The sequence below is a fragment of the Clostridioides sp. ES-S-0108-01 genome (assembly GCF_020662285.1).
Classification (GTDB): Bacteria; Bacillota; Clostridia; order Peptostreptococcales; family Peptostreptococcaceae; genus Clostridioides.
In genome coordinates this window covers 40,558-58,722 of record NZ_JADGMN010000006.1, presented here as the reverse complement: position 1 = coordinate 58,722, position 18,165 = coordinate 40,558, and the positions used below count along the sequence as shown (strand labels likewise).

Annotated in this window: 19 protein-coding genes; 17 read left to right on the top strand and 2 right to left on the bottom strand. The window is 28.1% G+C overall.

The window, feature by feature from the left end:
* Nucleotides 1-129: 129 nt before the first annotated feature.
* From IR152_RS07625 to IR152_RS07615, 3 genes are all read left to right on the top strand, one after another.
* Nucleotides 130-942, top strand: a complete 813-nt coding sequence (locus IR152_RS07625) for a TlyA family RNA methyltransferase (protein WP_227451183.1) — start codon at nucleotides 130-132, stop codon at nucleotides 940-942.
* A 19-nt stretch (nucleotides 943-961) separates the two neighbouring features.
* Nucleotides 962-2,641 carry a DNA repair protein RecN gene (gene recN / locus IR152_RS07620; RefSeq protein WP_227451182.1) on the top strand — a complete coding sequence of 560 codons (1,680 nt, stop codon included), beginning with the start codon at nucleotides 962-964 and terminating at the stop codon, nucleotides 2,639-2,641.
* A 63-nt stretch (nucleotides 2,642-2,704) separates the two neighbouring features.
* Nucleotides 2,705-2,944, top strand: coding sequence for a hypothetical protein (locus IR152_RS07615; protein WP_227451181.1), 240 nt, complete (start codon nucleotides 2,705-2,707; stop codon nucleotides 2,942-2,944).
* Nucleotides 2,945-3,008: 64 nt separating this feature from the next.
* On the opposite strand, the gene IR152_RS07610 is transcribed toward IR152_RS07615, so the two are convergent.
* On the bottom strand, nucleotides 3,009-3,308 hold the full coding sequence (locus IR152_RS07610) for a GNAT family N-acetyltransferase (RefSeq protein ID WP_311315434.1): 300 nt from the start codon (nucleotides 3,306-3,308) through the stop codon (nucleotides 3,009-3,011).
* A 140-nt stretch (nucleotides 3,309-3,448) separates the two neighbouring features.
* Nucleotides 3,449-3,889, bottom strand: a complete 441-nt coding sequence (locus tag IR152_RS07605) for a GNAT family N-acetyltransferase (RefSeq protein ID WP_227451179.1) — start codon at nucleotides 3,887-3,889, stop codon at nucleotides 3,449-3,451.
* A gap of 160 nt (nucleotides 3,890-4,049) precedes the next feature.
* Between IR152_RS07605 and IR152_RS07600 the strand changes: the two genes are divergently transcribed.
* The 14 genes from IR152_RS07600 to mltG all read left to right on the top strand — a co-directional run bounded on the left by IR152_RS07600 (nucleotide 4,050) and on the right by mltG (nucleotide 18,160).
* Nucleotides 4,050-5,108, top strand: coding sequence for a SpoIVB peptidase S55 domain-containing protein (locus IR152_RS07600; protein WP_227451178.1), 1,059 nt, complete (start codon nucleotides 4,050-4,052; stop codon nucleotides 5,106-5,108).
* A gap of 140 nt (nucleotides 5,109-5,248) precedes the next feature.
* Entirely contained in the window at nucleotides 5,249-6,073 is an 825-nt protein-coding gene (spo0A, locus tag IR152_RS07595; protein ID WP_003424711.1) for a sporulation transcription factor Spo0A, read from the top strand.
* A 411-nt stretch (nucleotides 6,074-6,484) separates the two neighbouring features.
* Entirely contained in the window at nucleotides 6,485-7,606 is a 1,122-nt protein-coding gene (gene steA, locus IR152_RS07590) for a putative cytokinetic ring protein SteA (RefSeq protein ID WP_227451177.1), read from the top strand.
* A gap of 17 nt (nucleotides 7,607-7,623) precedes the next feature.
* On the top strand, nucleotides 7,624-8,499 hold the full coding sequence (locus IR152_RS07585) for a copper transporter (RefSeq protein ID WP_227451176.1): 876 nt from the start codon (nucleotides 7,624-7,626) through the stop codon (nucleotides 8,497-8,499).
* Nucleotides 8,500-8,522: 23 nt separating this feature from the next.
* Nucleotides 8,523-9,215 carry a glycosyltransferase family 2 protein gene (locus IR152_RS07580; protein ID WP_227451175.1) on the top strand — a complete coding sequence of 231 codons (693 nt, stop codon included), beginning with the start codon at nucleotides 8,523-8,525 and terminating at the stop codon, nucleotides 9,213-9,215.
* A gap of 7 nt (nucleotides 9,216-9,222) precedes the next feature.
* On the top strand, nucleotides 9,223-10,047 hold the full coding sequence (locus IR152_RS07575; protein ID WP_227451174.1) for a glycosyl transferase: 825 nt from the start codon (nucleotides 9,223-9,225) through the stop codon (nucleotides 10,045-10,047).
* 4 nt (nucleotides 10,048-10,051) lie between these two features.
* On the top strand, nucleotides 10,052-11,119 hold the full coding sequence (locus IR152_RS07570) for a DUF3866 family protein (RefSeq protein WP_227451173.1): 1,068 nt from the start codon (nucleotides 10,052-10,054) through the stop codon (nucleotides 11,117-11,119).
* 1 nt (nucleotide 11,120) lies between these two features.
* The gene (locus tag IR152_RS07565; RefSeq protein ID WP_074183459.1) at nucleotides 11,121-11,657 is read left to right on the top strand and encodes an NUDIX hydrolase; all 537 of its coding nucleotides are present in this window, start codon (nucleotides 11,121-11,123) and stop codon (nucleotides 11,655-11,657) included.
* Nucleotides 11,658-11,724: 67 nt separating this feature from the next.
* Complete coding sequence (locus IR152_RS07560) at nucleotides 11,725-12,330, top strand: stage II sporulation protein M (RefSeq protein ID WP_227451172.1); 606 nt, start codon at nucleotides 11,725-11,727, stop codon at nucleotides 12,328-12,330.
* An 11-nt stretch (nucleotides 12,331-12,341) separates the two neighbouring features.
* Entirely contained in the window at nucleotides 12,342-13,256 is a 915-nt protein-coding gene (locus tag IR152_RS07555) for a tyrosine-type recombinase/integrase (protein ID WP_227451171.1), read from the top strand.
* 41 nt (nucleotides 13,257-13,297) lie between these two features.
* Nucleotides 13,298-14,470, top strand: a complete 1,173-nt coding sequence (locus IR152_RS07550) for a phosphopentomutase (RefSeq protein ID WP_003438158.1) — start codon at nucleotides 13,298-13,300, stop codon at nucleotides 14,468-14,470.
* 55 nt (nucleotides 14,471-14,525) lie between these two features.
* Nucleotides 14,526-15,338, top strand: a complete 813-nt coding sequence (locus tag IR152_RS07545) for a purine-nucleoside phosphorylase (RefSeq protein ID WP_227451170.1) — start codon at nucleotides 14,526-14,528, stop codon at nucleotides 15,336-15,338.
* Nucleotides 15,339-15,542: 204 nt separating this feature from the next.
* Nucleotides 15,543-16,868, top strand: coding sequence for a pyrimidine-nucleoside phosphorylase (locus IR152_RS07540; protein WP_227451169.1), 1,326 nt, complete (start codon nucleotides 15,543-15,545; stop codon nucleotides 16,866-16,868).
* A gap of 212 nt (nucleotides 16,869-17,080) precedes the next feature.
* Nucleotides 17,081-18,160 (top strand): endolytic transglycosylase MltG, encoded by a 1,080-nt coding sequence (gene mltG, locus IR152_RS07535; protein ID WP_227451168.1) that lies wholly within the window; start codon nucleotides 17,081-17,083, stop codon nucleotides 18,158-18,160.
* The last annotated feature ends 5 nt before the right edge of the window (nucleotides 18,161-18,165 follow it).

Below are 18,165 nucleotides of genomic sequence, written 5' to 3'. Positions count from 1 at the left end.
ATTAGTTTGAATATTATAAATTAAAAACTATATAAAATATAAAGTTTATCAATTAGAATAAATATCAAGTGTGTTACTTCAAGTTACTTTAGTTATTATTAAAGTAGCTTTTAACAGAAAGGTAATTGTATGAAAAAAAGAATAGATTTATTGTTAGTAGAACAAGGGCATTTTGAAAGTAGGGAAAGAGCTAAAAAAGCAATAATGGCTGGATTAGTTTTTGTTGATAATCAAAGGTGTGATAAGGCTGGTACAGAAGTAAAAGAGGACTGCAATATAGAAGTAAAAGGAAATCCAATACCATATGTAAGTAGGGGTGGTTTAAAGCTTGAAAAAGCAATGAAAAACTTTGATTTAACTATTGATGGAAAAGTATGTATGGATATTGGTGCATCTACAGGTGGTTTTACAGATTGTATGCTCAAAAATGGAGCAATAAAAGTATTTTCTATAGATGTTGGTTATGGTCAACTTGCATGGAAATTGAGACAAGATGATAGAGTTGTGTGTATGGAAAGGACCAATATAAGAAATGTGACAATAGAAGATACAAAGCAGTTTGCAGATTTTGCATCGATTGACGTGTCTTTCATATCATTAAAGTTGGTACTTCCAAAAGCAAAGGAGCTAGTACGTCATGATGGAGAAATTGTAGCTTTAATTAAACCTCAATTTGAAGCAGGAAGAGAAAAAGTGGGTAAAAAAGGAGTAGTTAGAGAAAAATCTACACATATAGAGGTTATAAAAATGATTTCTGACTTTTCAGTCGAAAATGGATTTGAGATTTTAGGATTAGATTTTTCTCCTATTAAAGGACCAGAAGGAAATATAGAATATCTAATTCATTTGAGAAATGGAAATGAAGGATATGAATTTGATGGTGAGATATATAATAACAAAATAGTAGAAGTTGTTGAAGCTTCTCATAATTTAGACAAATAGCTTAAAAGGGGGCTTAGATTTGATCCTCGAATTATATATGAAAAATTGTGCTTTAGTTGAAGAGCTAAGGTTGAATATCGATAAAAATTTAAATATACTTACAGGTGAAACTGGTTCAGGAAAATCTATAATAATAGATGCACTTGGACTTTGTCTAGGTGATAAATATGATAGGTCTTTTCTAAGAAAGGGAACAGATAAGGGACTTGTTGAGGCTGTATTTTTTTCGGATAATATATCTCTTAAAAAAATATTAGAAGAAAATGATATAAGTATGGAAGATGATAATTTATTGGTGATAACTAGGTTGATATACTCAGATGGAAAGAGTACTGCTAGAGTAAATGGAAGGACTGTTAAAGTGTCTCTTCTTAAAGAAATTGCATCTACACTTATAGATATACATGGTCAACATCAAAATCAAGCTTTATTTAATAAAGACACTCATTTAAAATTTCTAGACCTTTTTGGAGAAAATGAATTGGAAAAGTTTAAAGTTGCCTATAGAAAAGTGTACTGTAAATATAGTGAAGTAAAAAAAGCTTTGAATTGCTTGATGGAAAATAAAGATGAGATGCAAATTCAACGAGAAATAGATTTATTAAGATTTCAAATAAATGAAATTGAAGCTGCAAATCTAAATAAGAATGAATATGAAGATTTATTAAAACAAAGAGAAGTTTATAGAAATAGTGAAAAGATATATAATAATCTAAATTCGAGTTATAGCAAGTTACATAATGGCGAGTATAGTGTTATTGACCTAATAGGTCTTGCATCTAAAGAACTTAATGACATATCTAAATATGACAGTGTTTTAAATGAATATAGTGATACTGTAGAAAGGATTATGTATGAGTTGCAAGATATATCTGCTGATATAAGAAATTACAAAGATAATATAGATTTTGAACCTTATGAATTAGAGCAGATTGAGCTTAGAATTGATGAGATTAACAATTTAAGAAGAAAATATGGAGATAGCATAGACGATATATTTGAGTATTATGGAAAAATTAAAGATAGATTAGATGAAATATTAAATAGAGATGAAAGAGTTGAACAGTTAAAAAGTCAACTGATGAAGATAGAAGAAGATTTAAAAATAAAAGCTAATAAATTGACTAAAGCAAGAATAGAAGTAGCCACTACTTTAGAAAAAATACTTCTTGATGAATTAAAAAGCCTAAATATGAAAAATGTAATGTTCAAGGTTAATTTTGAAGAAGGTCCATTTACTTTAAACGGAATAGATGATGTTGAATTTATGATATCTTTTAACTTAGGAGAAGATATTAAACCTATATATAAAGTTGCGTCAGGTGGGGAGATGTCTAGATTTATGTTAGCATTTAAGACAATATTGGCTGATATAGATGATATTGATACATTAGTGTTTGATGAAATAGATACAGGGATAAGTGGCATAGCAGCACAGATTGTTGGAGAAAAATTGAGTGATATAGCAAAGAAAAAACAGATAATATGTATAACTCACTTACCTCAAATTGCTGCAAATGCAAATACTCATTATTGTATAGAGAAAGATACCTCAAACAATAGGACATTCACTAATGTCAGTAAATTAAATGAGTCTCAACGAAAAAATGAAATTGCCAGACTTATAGCAGGTAATAATATAACAGAAAAAACTATTGAGCATGCAAGTGAAATCATTGAACTTGCTAAAAAATATTAGTGAAAAATGGATATTTTAATAGGTGTAAAGAATTTTTAGATAAATGCTTTACACCTATTTTTTATGTATAAAGAAGATAGTGATAAATGGAATGAAATTGAAATGACAAAACATGGAAAATTATCATATACCTGTGAAATAAAGATAAATACAGGCAGTGAATATGACTATAAAGTAGTTATAAGTGGAGTTATATCTGAAAGTTCTGATGTGCAAAAATTGACTAAGTCTGATTATATGCCTGAACAACCTGTATTTAATTCTGGAATAAGGGATAATAGAGAATACTTTATTGAAATATAAGTTTGTTCAATAAAATAGAGTATAAATAAAACTGTAGTAGTTCTATTTATACTCTATTAAAAAATTATAATTTTAATTCCATATATCTAGCCCCTTCAATCGGATTATAAGTATAAGGTTCTATATCATAAAAACCAAGCTTTTCATATAATCCTTGTGCACTTTTCATGCTTGGAAGAGTATCTAGTCTCATGTGTGTATATCCAATTTTTTTAGCTTCTTCAATGATTTCTTCTAATAATATTTTTCCTATCTTTAATCCTCTAAATTGATTTCTTACATATAATCTTTTTAATTCACATATTTTACCTTCAAGTTTTTTTAAAGCAACACAACCTGCTAAATTTTCATCAACAAATGCCACTATCAATGAACCTGAAGGTTTTCTAAATCTTTTTCTTCAACAAATTCTAAAGTTATATTTTGAGCCATTTTATCCATCATTATATAAATATGTTTATATAATGACTTCACCTCCTTGATATATGTATATTTTTATTAATATCAATTAGATTTTAATACCATTACTTTTTCTCCACCATAGTCAAGCTCTCCATTAAATTCAAATCCAAAATCTTTATAAAGCTTAATAGCCGTTTTATTATTATCGAATATACTAAGATATAGTTCATCACAGTTATATTCCTTTTTAAGATGATTTATAAGAAAATCTAATGATGCTTTTCCGTATCCTCTACCTTGATATTTTGAATCAATCATAAATCTATCAAGCCAAACTCTATCATCTTCTAAGCGACCGTACATAGCAAATCCTATTAAAGAATTTTCATCATATATTCCAACAGGTACCCAAGCTGTTATAAATTTAGATTCAGCAATAGAAAGTGCATTGCTTTCTATATAATCTAACTGACTTTTATCTACAGACAAATCAACTAAATCACGCCAATTATTTATGTCTGCGATTCTTACATTTAATTTCAAGATATTACCGCCCTTCAAACTTTTTGTTACAATATAATACTATCATATTATATATTAAAAATCACTTATTAAGATTTTAAATGAGGTTTTTGAATGAATAAATTCTCTATAAAAAGGAATTATAAATACATAATAATACAGCATAGGAGTAGATGAATATATGAACAAAACAAATAAAAATTTCAAAAATATTTGGATAATATTAGGAGCTGTATCGATTTTTACCATGGTTATAATTTTTTATAAAAATTGTAATGTGAATAAAGAGACCCAAATAGAAGCTTTTACAATTAAGAATCATGATAAAAAATTTGTATATCCTATGGGAAATATAATTGGAGTAAAAGCAAATACAGACGGTGTATTGGTCTTAGGATATGAGGAAGAAGATGTAGACTATATTGGAGGCATACAAATTGGTGATAATATAGTAAAAATAGATAATAAAAGGATAAAAAATAGTCAAGATGTATCAGAGATTTTGAATAAGATTAAAAAAAGTAAAGTTGAAGTGACTTTTGAGAGAAAAAATAAGTATAAAACAGAAGTAATAGATACTAAAAAAGAAAATGGCAAGTATAAGCTTGGATTATGGGTAAGAGATAAAATATCTGGAATTGGAACTATGACTTTTTACGACCCTAGTATGGAAAAGTTCAAAGCAATCGGTCATGCCATAAAAGATTCGGATACTAATGAACTATTAAAGATAAAGCAAGGATATATATATAAGCCAGAACAATTAAAAATAGTAAAAGCTAGTAATGAAAAAGTAGGTAAAATAAAAGGAGATTTTAATGACAGCAATTTAATGGGTAATTTCTCAAATAATTCAGAGCTAGGTATAAGTGGTAATATTACAGAAAACCATAATAAAGAATTTAATGTAGCAAATAAAGAAAAGCAATTAATAGAAGTTGGAAGACCACAAGATGTAAAAATAGGAGATGCAGTAATTCTTTTTGAGGATAAAAACAAAAATATAACAAGCTATGATATAAAAATAGAAAGTATAGTATATGATAAAGGAAATTATAGAGATATGGTAATAAAAGTAGTAGATGACAAGTTATTGGAATACACAGGAGGTATCGTACAGGGCATGAGTGGAGCTCCAATAATACAAAATAATAAAATTATTGGTGCAATAACTCATGTTTTTAGAGATAATCCGAAAAAAGGATATGGTATTTTTATAGATGAAATGATAAAATTGTAGGTAAGGCATTAAAAATTTTATTATTTTATCAATTATCTAGGAGGAATATAATTTTGGAGTGTCGAATATGCTTTAGAGTAGATAATTAGGAAGCAATTGTGTAAAAAGTTTAGTTTTCTGTAATAAGAAGATGTTTTTTAATGGGGGGATTTTTAGTGGAAAAAATCAAAATAGTTTTAGCAGATGACAATAAGGATTTTTGTCAGGTATTAAAAGAGTATTTGTCTAATGAGGATGATATCGATATATTAGGCATAGCTAAGGATGGAATTGAAGCATTAGACTTAGTAAAAAAGACACAACCGGATTTATTAATACTAGATGTAATAATGCCACATCTAGATGGATTAGGTGTAATTGAAAAATTGAATACTATGGATATACCTAAAATGCCAAAGATAATAGTACTATCAGCAGTAGGTCAGGATAAGATAACTCAAAGCGCAATAAATCTAGGAGCAGATTACTACATAGTAAAGCCGTTTGATTTTGTTGTGTTTATAAACAGAATTAGAGAATTAGTTTCTAATAGAGTTACTCAAGTTGAGCCAAAGCCTAGACCTGTTCAAGAAACTCAAATGACTAGAAGTGATTTTGTTAAGAATGTAGGAAATATAGAAACAGAAATCACAAACATAATACATGAAATAGGAGTACCAGCTCATATAAAAGGATATTTATATTTAAGAGAAGCAATAAAGATGGTTATTGATAATGTTGAGCTTTTAGGTGCAGTAACGAAAGAGTTATATCCAAGTATAGCTAAAAAATTCAATACAACACCAAGTAGAGTTGAGAGAGCTATAAGACATGCGATAGAGGTTGCATGGAGTAGAGGAAAAGTTGACACAATAAATCAACTATTTGGATATACGGTACACAATACTAAAGGAAAACCAACTAACTCAGAATTTATAGCAATGATTGCTGATAAATTAAGACTAGAACATAGTATGGTTAAATAAACAGACATAAAAAGTAAGCCTTTTTAATTAAGGCATTGGCTATAAATGCGTATTACAAGCAGCGAAACGGTATAACCAGTAGGGTTATACCGTTTCGCTATTTTAATAAATATGAAATTTTTCTTTATTATTTGCTTAATATATCAATATAATTACTTTATTATACTATAGTTATAGTATGTATCTTTACAAGTTGTAAATTGACAATGGTTTATTTTTTAATGTAAATATTAATTTTAGCATAGATAAAACTTGTATTTTTAAGTGTATTATGGAATATATTAAATAAAAAAATGATGAAATATAGTATTGTGAATTCCAAAGATGCAAAACAAACTTAAAACATTTATTTTATTGTTAAGTAATGCTATAATATAATGTGATTTTAATAATGATAGTGGAGGTTTAAAAATGAGAGTCGAGGCCCCTATAAAAGTAGATCGAAAAACTAAAAAGCTTGCTAAAAGAGTTGAGAGTGGGGAAATAGCAGTTGTAAATCATATCGATATAGATGAAGTTGCTGCAAACTCTTTAGTAGAAGCTAAAATAAAACTTGTCATAAATGCGGCTCCTTCTATAAGTGGTAGGTATCCCAATAAAGGTCCAGGAATATTAACTGAAAATAATATACTAATAATTGATAATGTTGGAGAAGAGTTATTTGAAGAATTAAAAGAAGGACAGATTATAGAAGTTGTAGATGGAAAGATATATAGAAAAGGAAAATTTTTAGGTGCTGGCGAAGTTTTAGACAAGTATGAAGTTTCGCATCTAATAAAGGCTGCCTATGAGAATTTAGCTGTAGAATTGGATAGATTTATAGATAATACTATAGATTATGCTAAAAAAGAAAAAGGATTTATACTTGGAGAAGTAGAAATTCCAAAAGTGAAAACTAATTATGCTAATAAACATGTATTGATAGTTGTGAGAGGTCAGGACTACAAAGAAGATTTGAGTACTATGCTTTCTTATATAGAAGAGGTAAAGCCAGTCTTGGTTGGTGTTGATGGAGGAGCAGATGCTTTAATTGAGTTTGGATATACTCCTGATGTAATCGTAGGAGATATGGATAGCGTGAGTGATGAAGCTTTAAAAAAGGCTAGTGAAATAGTAGTACATGCTTATACGGATGGAAGAGCACCAGGTCTTGAAAGAGTTCAGGAATTAGGCTTAGATGCAGTTGTATTTCCTGCACCAGGAACTAGTGAAGATATAGCTATGCTTATCGCTTATGAGTATAAAGCTGAGCTAATAGTAGCAGTTGGTACACATTCAAACATGATTGATTTTCTTGAAAAAGGAAGAAAAGGTATGGCAAGTACTTTTTTAGTTAGACTTAAAATAGGTTCAAAGCTTATAGATGCTAAAGGCGTTAATTTGTTATACAGAAGTAAATTAAAAATAAAGTACATATGGGCATTAATAGCAACAGCATTATTTCCTGTGTTGGTAGTTGCATCATTGTCACCAGGAGTTCAACAGTTCATACAACTAATGCAATTGAAGTTTAGAGTATTATTACAGATGTAAATTTTAGGAGGATAAATATGCATATTAATATGAAATATTATATAGTCACTATAGGTGCTATATTTATAGCTTTGGGTATAGGCATGTTAGTAGGATTTAATTTAAATAATAATCAACAATTAAGTGAACAACAAGCAAATATAATAAATGATTTGGATGATAAGTTTAATATCTTAAAAGAAAAAAATGATAAACTTGATAGTGACCTAGCAAATGTAAATAGAGATTATGAAGAGTCAGTTAATTTTATAAATAAAAATGTAGATAAGATTTTAGCTGGCTCGTTGAATGGTAAAAGTATAGGAATAATATCAGCTAATGAAAATGACGATTATACAAAGAATATAGAAGACATAATAAATAAATCTAATGGAAGTATTGCATTTAATATAGTATTAAAAGAAAATATAACAAATCCAGAAAAGTTAAAAGAAATCTCAACTAAATTAGGTATAGAGGTAAAAAATGCAAATGATGCAATTAATTATATAATTGATACTCTTAAAAAGGAAGATGCAAGTGATATTCTAACATATCTTCAAGAACTAGATGTAATAAAATTTAACTCTCTTGGAAATACATATCTAAAATATGATTCTGTTGTAATAGCTGGTGGAAATGATGCAAAAGACAGTACAAAACAGTTTGAAAAGATAGAAAAATTTGTAGTTTCAAAACTTAAATCAGAAAATAAATATTTAGTAGAAGTTCAAAATACAGGAGTTAAAACTTCTTATGTAGAACTATATTCTAAAAACAAGGTTGCAACTGTAGATAATATTGATGAAGGTATAGGAAGTATATCTCTAGCTATTCTTCTACAACAAGGTAATATAGTTGGTAATTTTGGTAGATTGGATACTGCAACTTCATTGTTGCCATCTATTAAATAGAAATAATTTTAAGGAGAGAAAAAATGGATTCTTATATAAGTATAATAATACCAGCTTATAATGAAGAAAGTAGAATAAAATATACATTAGATAGTATAGTTGATATTAAACAAATAAATGAAATAATAGTTGTCGATGATGGTTCAACTGATAATACTGCTAAAGTTGTATCTGAACTAGAAAGTGAAAAGATTAAATTTTTTAAGTTAGATAAAAATAGAGGCAAAGGATATGCTTTAAATTATGGTATCAAGTTAGCAATGAAAAATGCAGATATTATAGGTTTTTTAGATGGAGATTTAGGAAATTCTGCTAAAGAAGTTGAAAAATTAATAGTACCTATATTAAATGGTGATGCTGATGTTACTATAGCCAAGTTTCCTCCTGCGAAGAAAAAAGGAGGTTTGGGATTTGTAAAGGGTTTAGCTAAGAATTCTGTATTTGAGATGACTGGTGTTGAGTTAGATGCAACTTTATCAGGTCAAAGAGTATTTAAAAGAGAAGTTTTAGAAAAATTTGATGAAATACCTTTTGGATATGGAGTAGAAGTTGGAATGACCATTGATATCTTAAAGCATGGATTTAAAATTAAAGAAGTACTAGTAAATATGACTCATAATGAAACAGGAAGAAATTTAAAAGGTTTTATTCATAGAGGGAAACAGTATTATCATATAAAAAAGGTTTTGGGACAAAAAAAGAAAGAATGGAGGTAATATCTTAGTGAAAGATTATATACTTTATACCATTTTATTATTAACTGGATTATTTGGAACCTATGCTGTAATTCCACTATTTAAAAATTTATTGATAAATGGAAATGTACTTAGACCAAACTATAAAAAAGATATGATACCAGTAAGTATGGGAATTGTGTTTTTACCTATGATTGTAATTAATGGAATAATACTTGCTTTCTTTACTACAGAATTTAAGGATTTAGCGTATATATTTATGTTTATGTTTGGTATGATATCCATGTTTTTTGCAGGGATACTAGACGATGTCATTGGAAATAGAGATGTAAGTGGTTTAAAGGGGCATTTTAAGAGTTTATTTAAAGGAAGTCTTACAACAGGAGGTTTTAAAGCCTTATTTGGTGGATTTGTAGGACTTATAGTTTCTGTTGCTATATCAAAGGATATAATTGATATAATAATAAATACACTGATAATAGCTCTATCAACAAATTTAATGAATCTTTTGGACTTAAGACCAGGAAGAGCAATAAAAGCATATTTATTCATAATGGTAATTATATTTTTAACACTGACAGGATTTGTTCAAGTTCTTCCATTACTTATAGTACCAAATGTACTTGCATATTTTAACTATGATTTAAAGGCAAGAGTTATGATGGGAGATACTGGTTCAAATGTCCTTGGAATATCTATTGGGATGCTCATTTCTTTTGGGTATCCATTTAATGTTAGATTAGGATGGTTAATATTTATAGTTATTATGCATATATTCACTGAGAAATACTCATTAACTAAGATAATAGAAAAAAATAAACTATTAAATTTTATAGATAAATTGGGAAGGTAATATTATGATAAGCAAAAGAGTGGGGATTGTTGAATCAATAGTAAGTCAAACTGAAACTCTAGATGATATAAGAGTAAATGTAAATGGAGAAATACAAAGGGCATATAATTATCCCAAAATATCTGGAACTATAAATATAGGAGATGAAGTAGTTTTAAATACAACAGCAGTAGAACTAAGCTTAGGTACAGGTGGATACCATTTTGTAATAACTAATTTAAATAATTTAGAATCTACTTTAACTGAAGGTGGTCATATAATGAAACTTAGATATACACCTCTTCAAATAAAAGTAGATTCTGTTGAAGAACAAGAAAGTATTTATCATGATGAATTTGAGAATTTTAAAGGATTAGAAAGTCTTTCTGTTGTAGTGGGGACTCTTCATAGTATGTTGACTCCATTTGCAGCTTCATTTAAAAGAAATAATCCAAATAAAAAATTAGTATATATAATGACTGATGGGGCTTCTCTTCCAATTTATTTAAGTAAAAATGTGGATACTTTAAAAGAAAAAAAATTAATAGATAGTACGATAACTATAGGAAATGCGTTTGGTGGAGATTATGAATGTATAAATATATATACTGCACTAATTACGGCAAAAGAAATACTAAAGGCAGATGTAGTATTTGTAAGTATGGGACCAGGAATTGCTGGAACAGGAACAAAATATGGATTTACAGGGATTGAACAAGGGCCAATTCTTGATGCTATAAAAAAACTTGGTGGAAGAGCAATAGCAATTCCAAGAGTTAGTTTTGCTGATAAACGAGAAAGACATCAAGGCATTTCACACCATAGTATGACTGTATTTAAAGATATTGTAAATGTAAATGTAGACATACCGATAACTATATATGATGATGAAAAATTAAAATTTATAAAAGAGCAAGTCGATTCAAATGGTTTAGACAAAAAGCATAATATAATTTATATAGATAATAATAAAACGAAAGAGGATTTAGACTATTTTAATCTAAAAGTAAAGAGTATGGGAAGAAATTATGAACAAGATGAGGCATTTTTCAAAGCTGCAAGCACAGCAGCATATTACTTAATGGAGGTTTAAGATGGTATTAGAAGAAAAAACTATTAGTAGTGATAGGGTTTATACAGGTAAAGTAATTACTTTAAAGGTTGATACTGTTGAAATTCCAGGGCAAGGATATCAAAAAAGGGAGTTAGTAGAAGTTGGTGGAGCAGTAGGAATAGTTGCAATTACAGATGATAATAAAGTTGTACTAGTTAAGCAATTTAGAAAACCTATAGAAAAGCCAATATTTGAAATTCCAGCTGGTAAACTAGAAAAAAATGAAAGTCCAAAAGAATGTGCTGAAAGAGAATTAAAAGAAGAAACTGGGTATAGTGCAAAAAATATTAAACTAATACATAAATTTTTCACTTCAGCAGGTTTTTCTAATGAGATAATGTTTGTATATTTAGCAACGGGTCTTACTCCAGGAGAGAATAATCTAGATGCAGATGAGTTTTTAGATGTCTATGAAATTGAGCTTGAAGAAGCATATAATATGGTATTAAAAAATGATATTGAGGATGCAAAAACTTCTATTGGATTGTTATTAGTAAAAGATATGTTTAAAAATTAATATTTATAAGATGAATAACCCCTTGTCCTAAAGCATATTATTTTATAAAGGACAAGGGGGAATAAAATTGAGAAGAACATATAGAAAAAATGATTTTAGAGAATTGAATAGACAAATAATTATTATAGGATTGTTGTTTATGATGTCTATTGTTGTTGGGTCTTATATAAATAAAGTATTGCCTGGTTCTAGTAACAATATATTAAACAATATAAATCCTGCTGTAGAGTATTATAATTTAAATATAAGCATAAAAGATACAGTTATACAGAATTTAAAATCAGATGCAATTTTTATGGGCTCAATAGCTCTATTAAGCCTGTTTGTAGTAACAATTCCGGCAGTTCTGGTAGCTTTTGTGTTAAAAGGTATGTCAATCGGTTATACAATAAATAGTTGTATACTGGCATTAAAATTTAAAAGTATAAAAATGATTTTAATAATATTATTTAAAAATTTGATTATTATTCCATGTGCAATCATATTAGCATTAATTAGTTTAAGCTATTTTAAAGAGATGGTTTATGAATTTAAAAAGAAAAATAGAAAAAATATGCAATTTTTAATTAAGAGGTATATACTAAATATTATAATTATAATAGCACTATCATTGGGGTTGCAATTAATATTAAATACTGCAAGTATTGGTATTATTAAGTTCCTAGTTAAATAAAGGAGTTTATAATGGATATTATAGAGGGATATATAGATTACATAAAAGATAAAAAGCGATTATCAGAAAATACAGTGGCATCATACTTTATGGATATAAAAAAATATATGGAATATATAAATCAAAAGAGTATTAAACTAGTAGATATAGTGGAAAATGATATTATAAGTTACTTAATAAAGTTGGAAAAAGATAATGTATCAATAGCTACAATAGCGAGGATGATATCCTCTATAAAATCTTTTCATGATTATTTATTTTTAAATCATATATGTACAAATAATCCTGCAAAAGATATAAAAAAACCTAAAATAAAAAAAGAAAATATAAATATACTTACAGAAGAAGAAATTGAAAGACTATTAAATTTTCCAAAGCTAACAACTCCTAAGTTGATTAGGGACAAAGCTATTTTTGAAGTACTATATGGTACTGGTATAAAAGTATCTGAATTAGTAGAGATGAATATAGAAGATGTTGACCTAGATATTGATTATATATATTGTAATTCATGTTGTAAAAGTCAAAGAGTGATACCACTTTGTGATATTACAAAACTTTATTTAGAAAAGTATATAAAAGAAGCAAGACCTAAAATGGCTGTAGAAGGTGAAAAATCATTATTCGTAAGCTCATTAGGTCAAAGATTTACACGACAAGGTCTTTGGAAAGTCATAAAAAAATATTCTAATTTAGCCAATATAGATAAAAATATAAATCCTACAATGCTTAGACATTCATTTGCAATTCATTTATTAAATGAAGGTGCTAACATTGCTGTTGTAAGTAAAATTTTAGGAAATGTTAATTTATCTAGTTTGCAAGTATATTTAAATCATATAGATAAAAACGTGAAAAGAGAAATAAAGGAAAAACATCCTAGAAATGATATTGATATAGAATTACAAAAAGCAGAGGCTAAATAGACTGTATAGGAAATTTTATAATTTAAAAGGAGCATATTTATATGAGCAGAGTAATTTGGATTGTAATTGATAGTGTTGGGATAGGAGCATTACCTGATGCTGAAAAATTTGGTGATAGCAAGGATGTAAGTACCCTTGGAAATATATTTAAGGAATATCCAGATATTCAGATTCCTAATATGAGAAATTTAGGTATAGGCAATATAGATGGTATAGATTTTTTTGAAAGTATAAAAGAACCAATAGGTTGTTTTGGAAAGTGTAAGGAAATGTCTCAGGGAAAAGATACTACTACAGGTCATTGGGAAATGACTGGTATAATAGTTGACAAACCCTTTAAGACATTTGAACATGGATTCTCTAAGGAGATAATAGAAGAGTTTGAGAAAAAAACTGGAAGAAAAGTAGTAGGAAATAAACCAGCTTCAGGAACTGTAATAATAGATGAGTATGGAGAGCATCAAATAAAAACTGGTGATGTAATAGTATATACATCAGCTGATAGTGTATTTCAGATAGCTGCTAATGAAGAAGTAATTCCCCTAGAAGAACTCTATAATATGTGCAAAATCGCTAGGGAAATAATGATGGGGGATAATGCAGTAGCTAGAGTAATTGCTAGACCATTCATAGGTAAGAAAAAAGGTGAGTTTGTGAGGACTTCAAATAGAAGAGATTATTCATTAGACCCATTTGAACCAACAGTTCTTGACAATATAAAAGAATCAGGGCTTGACGTTTTAGCAGTTGGAAAAATAGAAGATATTTTTAATGGAAAAGGAATTACAGATGCTATCCACACTAAAAGTAATATGGATGGAGTGGATGAAACTTTAAATTATATGAAACAAGATAATAAAGGTCTGATATATTCAAATCTTGTTGATTTTGATTCTAAATATGGTCATAGAAGAGACCCAGAGGGATATAAGAAAGCACTTGAAGAGTTTGATAGTAGACTTCCTGAAATAATGGCTAATATGAGAGAAGATGACATTTTAATAATCAATGCAGACCATGGAAATGACCCAACATATAAAGGCACAGACCATACAAGAGAATATATACCAGTTATGATTTATGGCAATAAGATTAAAAAAGGTTTTAATTTAGGAGTAAAAGATACTTTTGCTGATATTGGAGCAACTGTTGCAGATATACTAAATGTAAAATTGCCTAAACATGGGTCAAGCTTTAAAGAAGATTTATTTTAAATTAGAAAATGATAAAATGTTAAAAAACTTAACTTAATAGGATGGAGAGATTGGAATGTTTGAAAAGATAGCACAAAGCAGTAAATTTATAAATTCTAAAATTAATATAAAACCTAAAATTGGTTTGATACTAGGTTCTGGACTAGGTGATTTAGCAAATGATATAGAAGATTCTGTCACAATTAAATATAGTGAAATTCCAAATTTCCCTGTATCAACAGTAGAAGGACATGCTGGACAACTTGTCATTGGAAAACTTGAAGGAAAAGAAGTAATTGCTATGCAAGGTAGATTTCATTATTATGAAGGATATTCTCAGAAAGAAGCTACTTTTCCTGTAAGAGTTATGAAAGCCTTAGGAGTTGAGGTTCTTATAGTAACCAATGCTGCTGGAGGCGTAAATAAAGAGTTTAAAGCAGGAGATTTGATGCTTATAAGAGACCATATAAACTTTAGTGGAAATAATCCATTAGTAGGAAAAAATGATGATAGATTTGGAGCTAGATTTCCAGATATGTCGGATGCCTATTCTTTTAAATATGTAGATATAGTTAAAAACTGTGCTAAAGAATGTAATATAGATGTAAAAGAAGGCGTTTATATGTTTTTTAGCGGACCAAACTATGAGACACCAGCCGAAGTGAGAATGGCTCAAATTTTAGGAGCTGATGCTGTAGGTATGTCTACTGTTCCAGAAGTCATAGTAGCGGCACATTCTAATATTAGTGTTATTGGTATATCTTGTATAACAAATATGGCTGCTGGCATCTTAAATCAGCCACTAAGTCATGAGGAAGTAATACAAACCACTCAAAAAGTTAAATCAGAATTTATGAATTTAGTTAAAAGAACAGTTAAAAATTTATAAATTAAAGATTATTATAAATTTTTTGAGTAAATTTATAATAAAATAATCAGTGTTTGATTTGAAAAGAATTAATAAGGAGCTGTCTTGATATAGAAAGTTATTTCTAATAAAAGACAGTTTTTTTATAATACTATCACGTTTAAAAATGTTTTCAAATTTAAAGATTGATTTAAATTATCACAGATTAGAATGGAGATTTGAAGTATGAGAATGTATGATATTATAAAAAAAAAGAGAGATAAGCTAGAACTTAGTAAAAAAGAAATAAACTACTTTATAGAAAACTATTCAAAAGGGGATATACCTGACTATCAAGCTTCTGCACTATTAATGTCTATTTATTTAAATAAGATGAATAAACAAGAAACAGTGCATCTTACAGAAGCAATGATGAACTCTGGTGATATGATAAACCTATCTGATATAAATGGAATAAAGGTAGATAAGCATAGTACTGGTGGTGTTGGAGATAAGACTACTATAGCTCTTATACCTTTGGTTGCTTCATGTGGAGCACCAGTTGCAAAGATGTCTGGTAGAGGGCTTGGTCATACTGGTGGGACTATTGATAAACTGGAGTCTATACCAGGTTTTTCGACAGAAATGGAGATAAGTAAGTTTATTGACTCTGTAAATAAGTTCAAAATTGCAGTTTGTGGTCAAAGTGCAAAGGTAGCAATTGCAGATAAGAAAATATATGCTCTTAGAGATGTTACAGCGACTGTTGATAATATATCATTGATAGCATCAAGTGTAATGTCTAAAAAGTTAGCTTCAGGAGCTGATGCAATTGTGTTAGATGTAAAAACTGGTGATGGAGCATTTATGAAGACCTTAGAAGAGTCTTTTGAGCTAGCTAAATCTATGGTTGATATAGGTACTGATATGAATAGAGATACAATAGGAATTGTAACAGATATGGATGAACCTTTGGGGTTTGCAGTGGGAAACTCTTTAGAAGTTATAGAAGCAATTGAGACTTTAAAAGGAAATGGTCCTAAAGACCTTGTTGAACTATGTGAAGTACTGGGAGCATATATGTTGGTTTTATCAAAGGTAGCACATGATTTTGATGATGGTATTGAAAAAATAAGAGAATCAATAAAATCTGGTAGTGCTATACATAAACTCAAAGAGTTTATAGAAAATCAAGGTGGTAATAAAGATGTAGTAGATGATTATTCTTTATTCAAAAAATCAAAGTACAAATATCCAGTTAAATCAACTAAATCAGGTTATATAAGTAAAATTAAAGCTGAAGATGTTGGTGTATCAGCTATGATTCTTGGAGCAGGTAGAGAAACTAAAGATGATATTTTAGATTTATCAGCAGGGATAATTTTAGAAAAAAAAGTTGGAGATTATGTAAATGAAGGTGAAGTTTTAGCCTACATGTATTATAATGATGAACAAAAGCTTTCATTGGCAAAAGACAGATTTGTTGATTCCTATTCTATTGTAGATGTAAAAATAGACAAAAATAAATTAATATATGGTATTGTAACTAAAGATGAGATTAAAAAGTTTTAGAAAATTTTAGAAAAGTGATTATAAAAGACCTAACATGTCAAAAATAATGTTAGGTTTTTTATTTTTTGATAAGTTGTAAATTATAGCAAAAAGATATATTTTAAAACATTTTTTACAATATAAATAAGTTTATTCTACAAGATGATTGAAAATTAAAGCATCTAGTTTTATAATAGAAAATGGGTAAATATACATAAGGAGTAGATTATATTATGAACTTTAAAGAAAATAGATTAAAAATAGCAGTATTAATAATTGTTATTTTAATTATCTTAGGAGGTATATTTGTGTTTATGCAAATAGGTCCTTATGATAAAAATAACAAAAAAGATGTAATTATTGACATTCCAAGTGGAGCATCTGTTGGAAAAATATCTGACATATTATATGAAAATAAACTAATAAAAAATGAACTATTATTTAAACTTTTGGTAAAAGTTAGTAATAAAGCTCCATCTATAAAATCAGGAACATACTTACTTAATCAATCGTATTCAAATAATGATATAATAAGTCTTTTAGTTTCAGGTAAAATATATCAGGATGGTTTAAAAGTAACTATTCCAGAGGGTGCTACATCTAAAGAAGTTATAGCAATGTTAGTAAATAAAAATTTAGGAGATAAAGCCACTTTTGAAAAACTAATAAAAGAACCTCGAGAATTTTATAATAAATTTCCATACTTAAAGGAAGATGGAATAACTTCTTTAGAAGGGTTCTTGTATCCAGAAACGTATTATTTTAATTCAAAGAAACAATCAGAAGAAGATATTTTAAGCGAAATGTTAAAGGTATTTGACAGTAAATACACGGACAAGTTTAAAAAGAAACAAAAAGAATCAAAGATGACTCTTCAAGAAGTAATGGAAATGGCATCAATAATTGAGAAAGAAGCTGTTCTTGACAAAGATAGACCAATAATATCAAGTGTGTTTTATAATAGACTTAAGGTAGGTATGCCTCTTCAATCAGATGCAACAATACAATATATATTTGAAGAGAGAAAGAAAATTGTAACGTATGATGATTTAAAAATTGATTCACCATATAATAGTTATAAAAATAAAGGATTGCCTCCTACGCCAATATCAAATCCTGGTATAAAATCTATTGAAGCAGCACTATATCCAGATAAAACAGACTATTTATATTTTGTAGCTAAGATTGATGGTGGAAATAATTATAGTACAAACTATCAAGAACATTTAAAATATGTTAAAGAATATAAAGAAGCTAGGGATAAGCAATCAAAAGATACAAAAGCAACAAATAAAGAAAATACAAAAAAATAAGCAGT

Bases quoted from the DNA above. Each gene is read 5' to 3' on its own strand.
- IR152_RS07625 (WP_227451183.1), top strand. From the start codon at position 130: ATGAAAAAAAGAATAGATTTATTGTTAGTAGAACAAGGGCATTTTGAA.
- IR152_RS07565 (WP_074183459.1), top strand. From the start codon at position 11,121: ATGGTATTAGAAGAAAAAACTATTAGTAGTGATAGGGTTTATACAGGT.
- IR152_RS07600 (WP_227451178.1), top strand. From the start codon at position 4,050: ATGAACAAAACAAATAAAAATTTCAAAAATATTTGGATAATATTAGGA.
- IR152_RS07570 (WP_227451173.1), top strand. From the start codon at position 10,052: ATGATAAGCAAAAGAGTGGGGATTGTTGAATCAATAGTAAGTCAAACT.
- IR152_RS07615 (WP_227451181.1), top strand. From the start codon at position 2,705: ATGTATAAAGAAGATAGTGATAAATGGAATGAAATTGAAATGACAAAA.
- spo0A (WP_003424711.1), top strand. From the start codon at position 5,249: ATGGGGGGATTTTTAGTGGAAAAAATCAAAATAGTTTTAGCAGATGAC.
- IR152_RS07585 (WP_227451176.1), top strand. From the start codon at position 7,624: ATGCATATTAATATGAAATATTATATAGTCACTATAGGTGCTATATTT.
- IR152_RS07545 (WP_227451170.1), top strand. From the start codon at position 14,526: ATGTTTGAAAAGATAGCACAAAGCAGTAAATTTATAAATTCTAAAATT.
- IR152_RS07540 (WP_227451169.1), top strand. From the start codon at position 15,543: ATGAGAATGTATGATATTATAAAAAAAAAGAGAGATAAGCTAGAACTT.
- steA (WP_227451177.1), top strand. From the start codon at position 6,485: ATGAGAGTCGAGGCCCCTATAAAAGTAGATCGAAAAACTAAAAAGCTT.
- IR152_RS07555 (WP_227451171.1), top strand. From the start codon at position 12,342: ATGGATATTATAGAGGGATATATAGATTACATAAAAGATAAAAAGCGA.
- IR152_RS07550 (WP_003438158.1), top strand. From the start codon at position 13,298: ATGAGCAGAGTAATTTGGATTGTAATTGATAGTGTTGGGATAGGAGCA.
- mltG (WP_227451168.1), top strand. From the start codon at position 17,081: ATGAACTTTAAAGAAAATAGATTAAAAATAGCAGTATTAATAATTGTT.
- IR152_RS07580 (WP_227451175.1), top strand. From the start codon at position 8,523: ATGGATTCTTATATAAGTATAATAATACCAGCTTATAATGAAGAAAGT.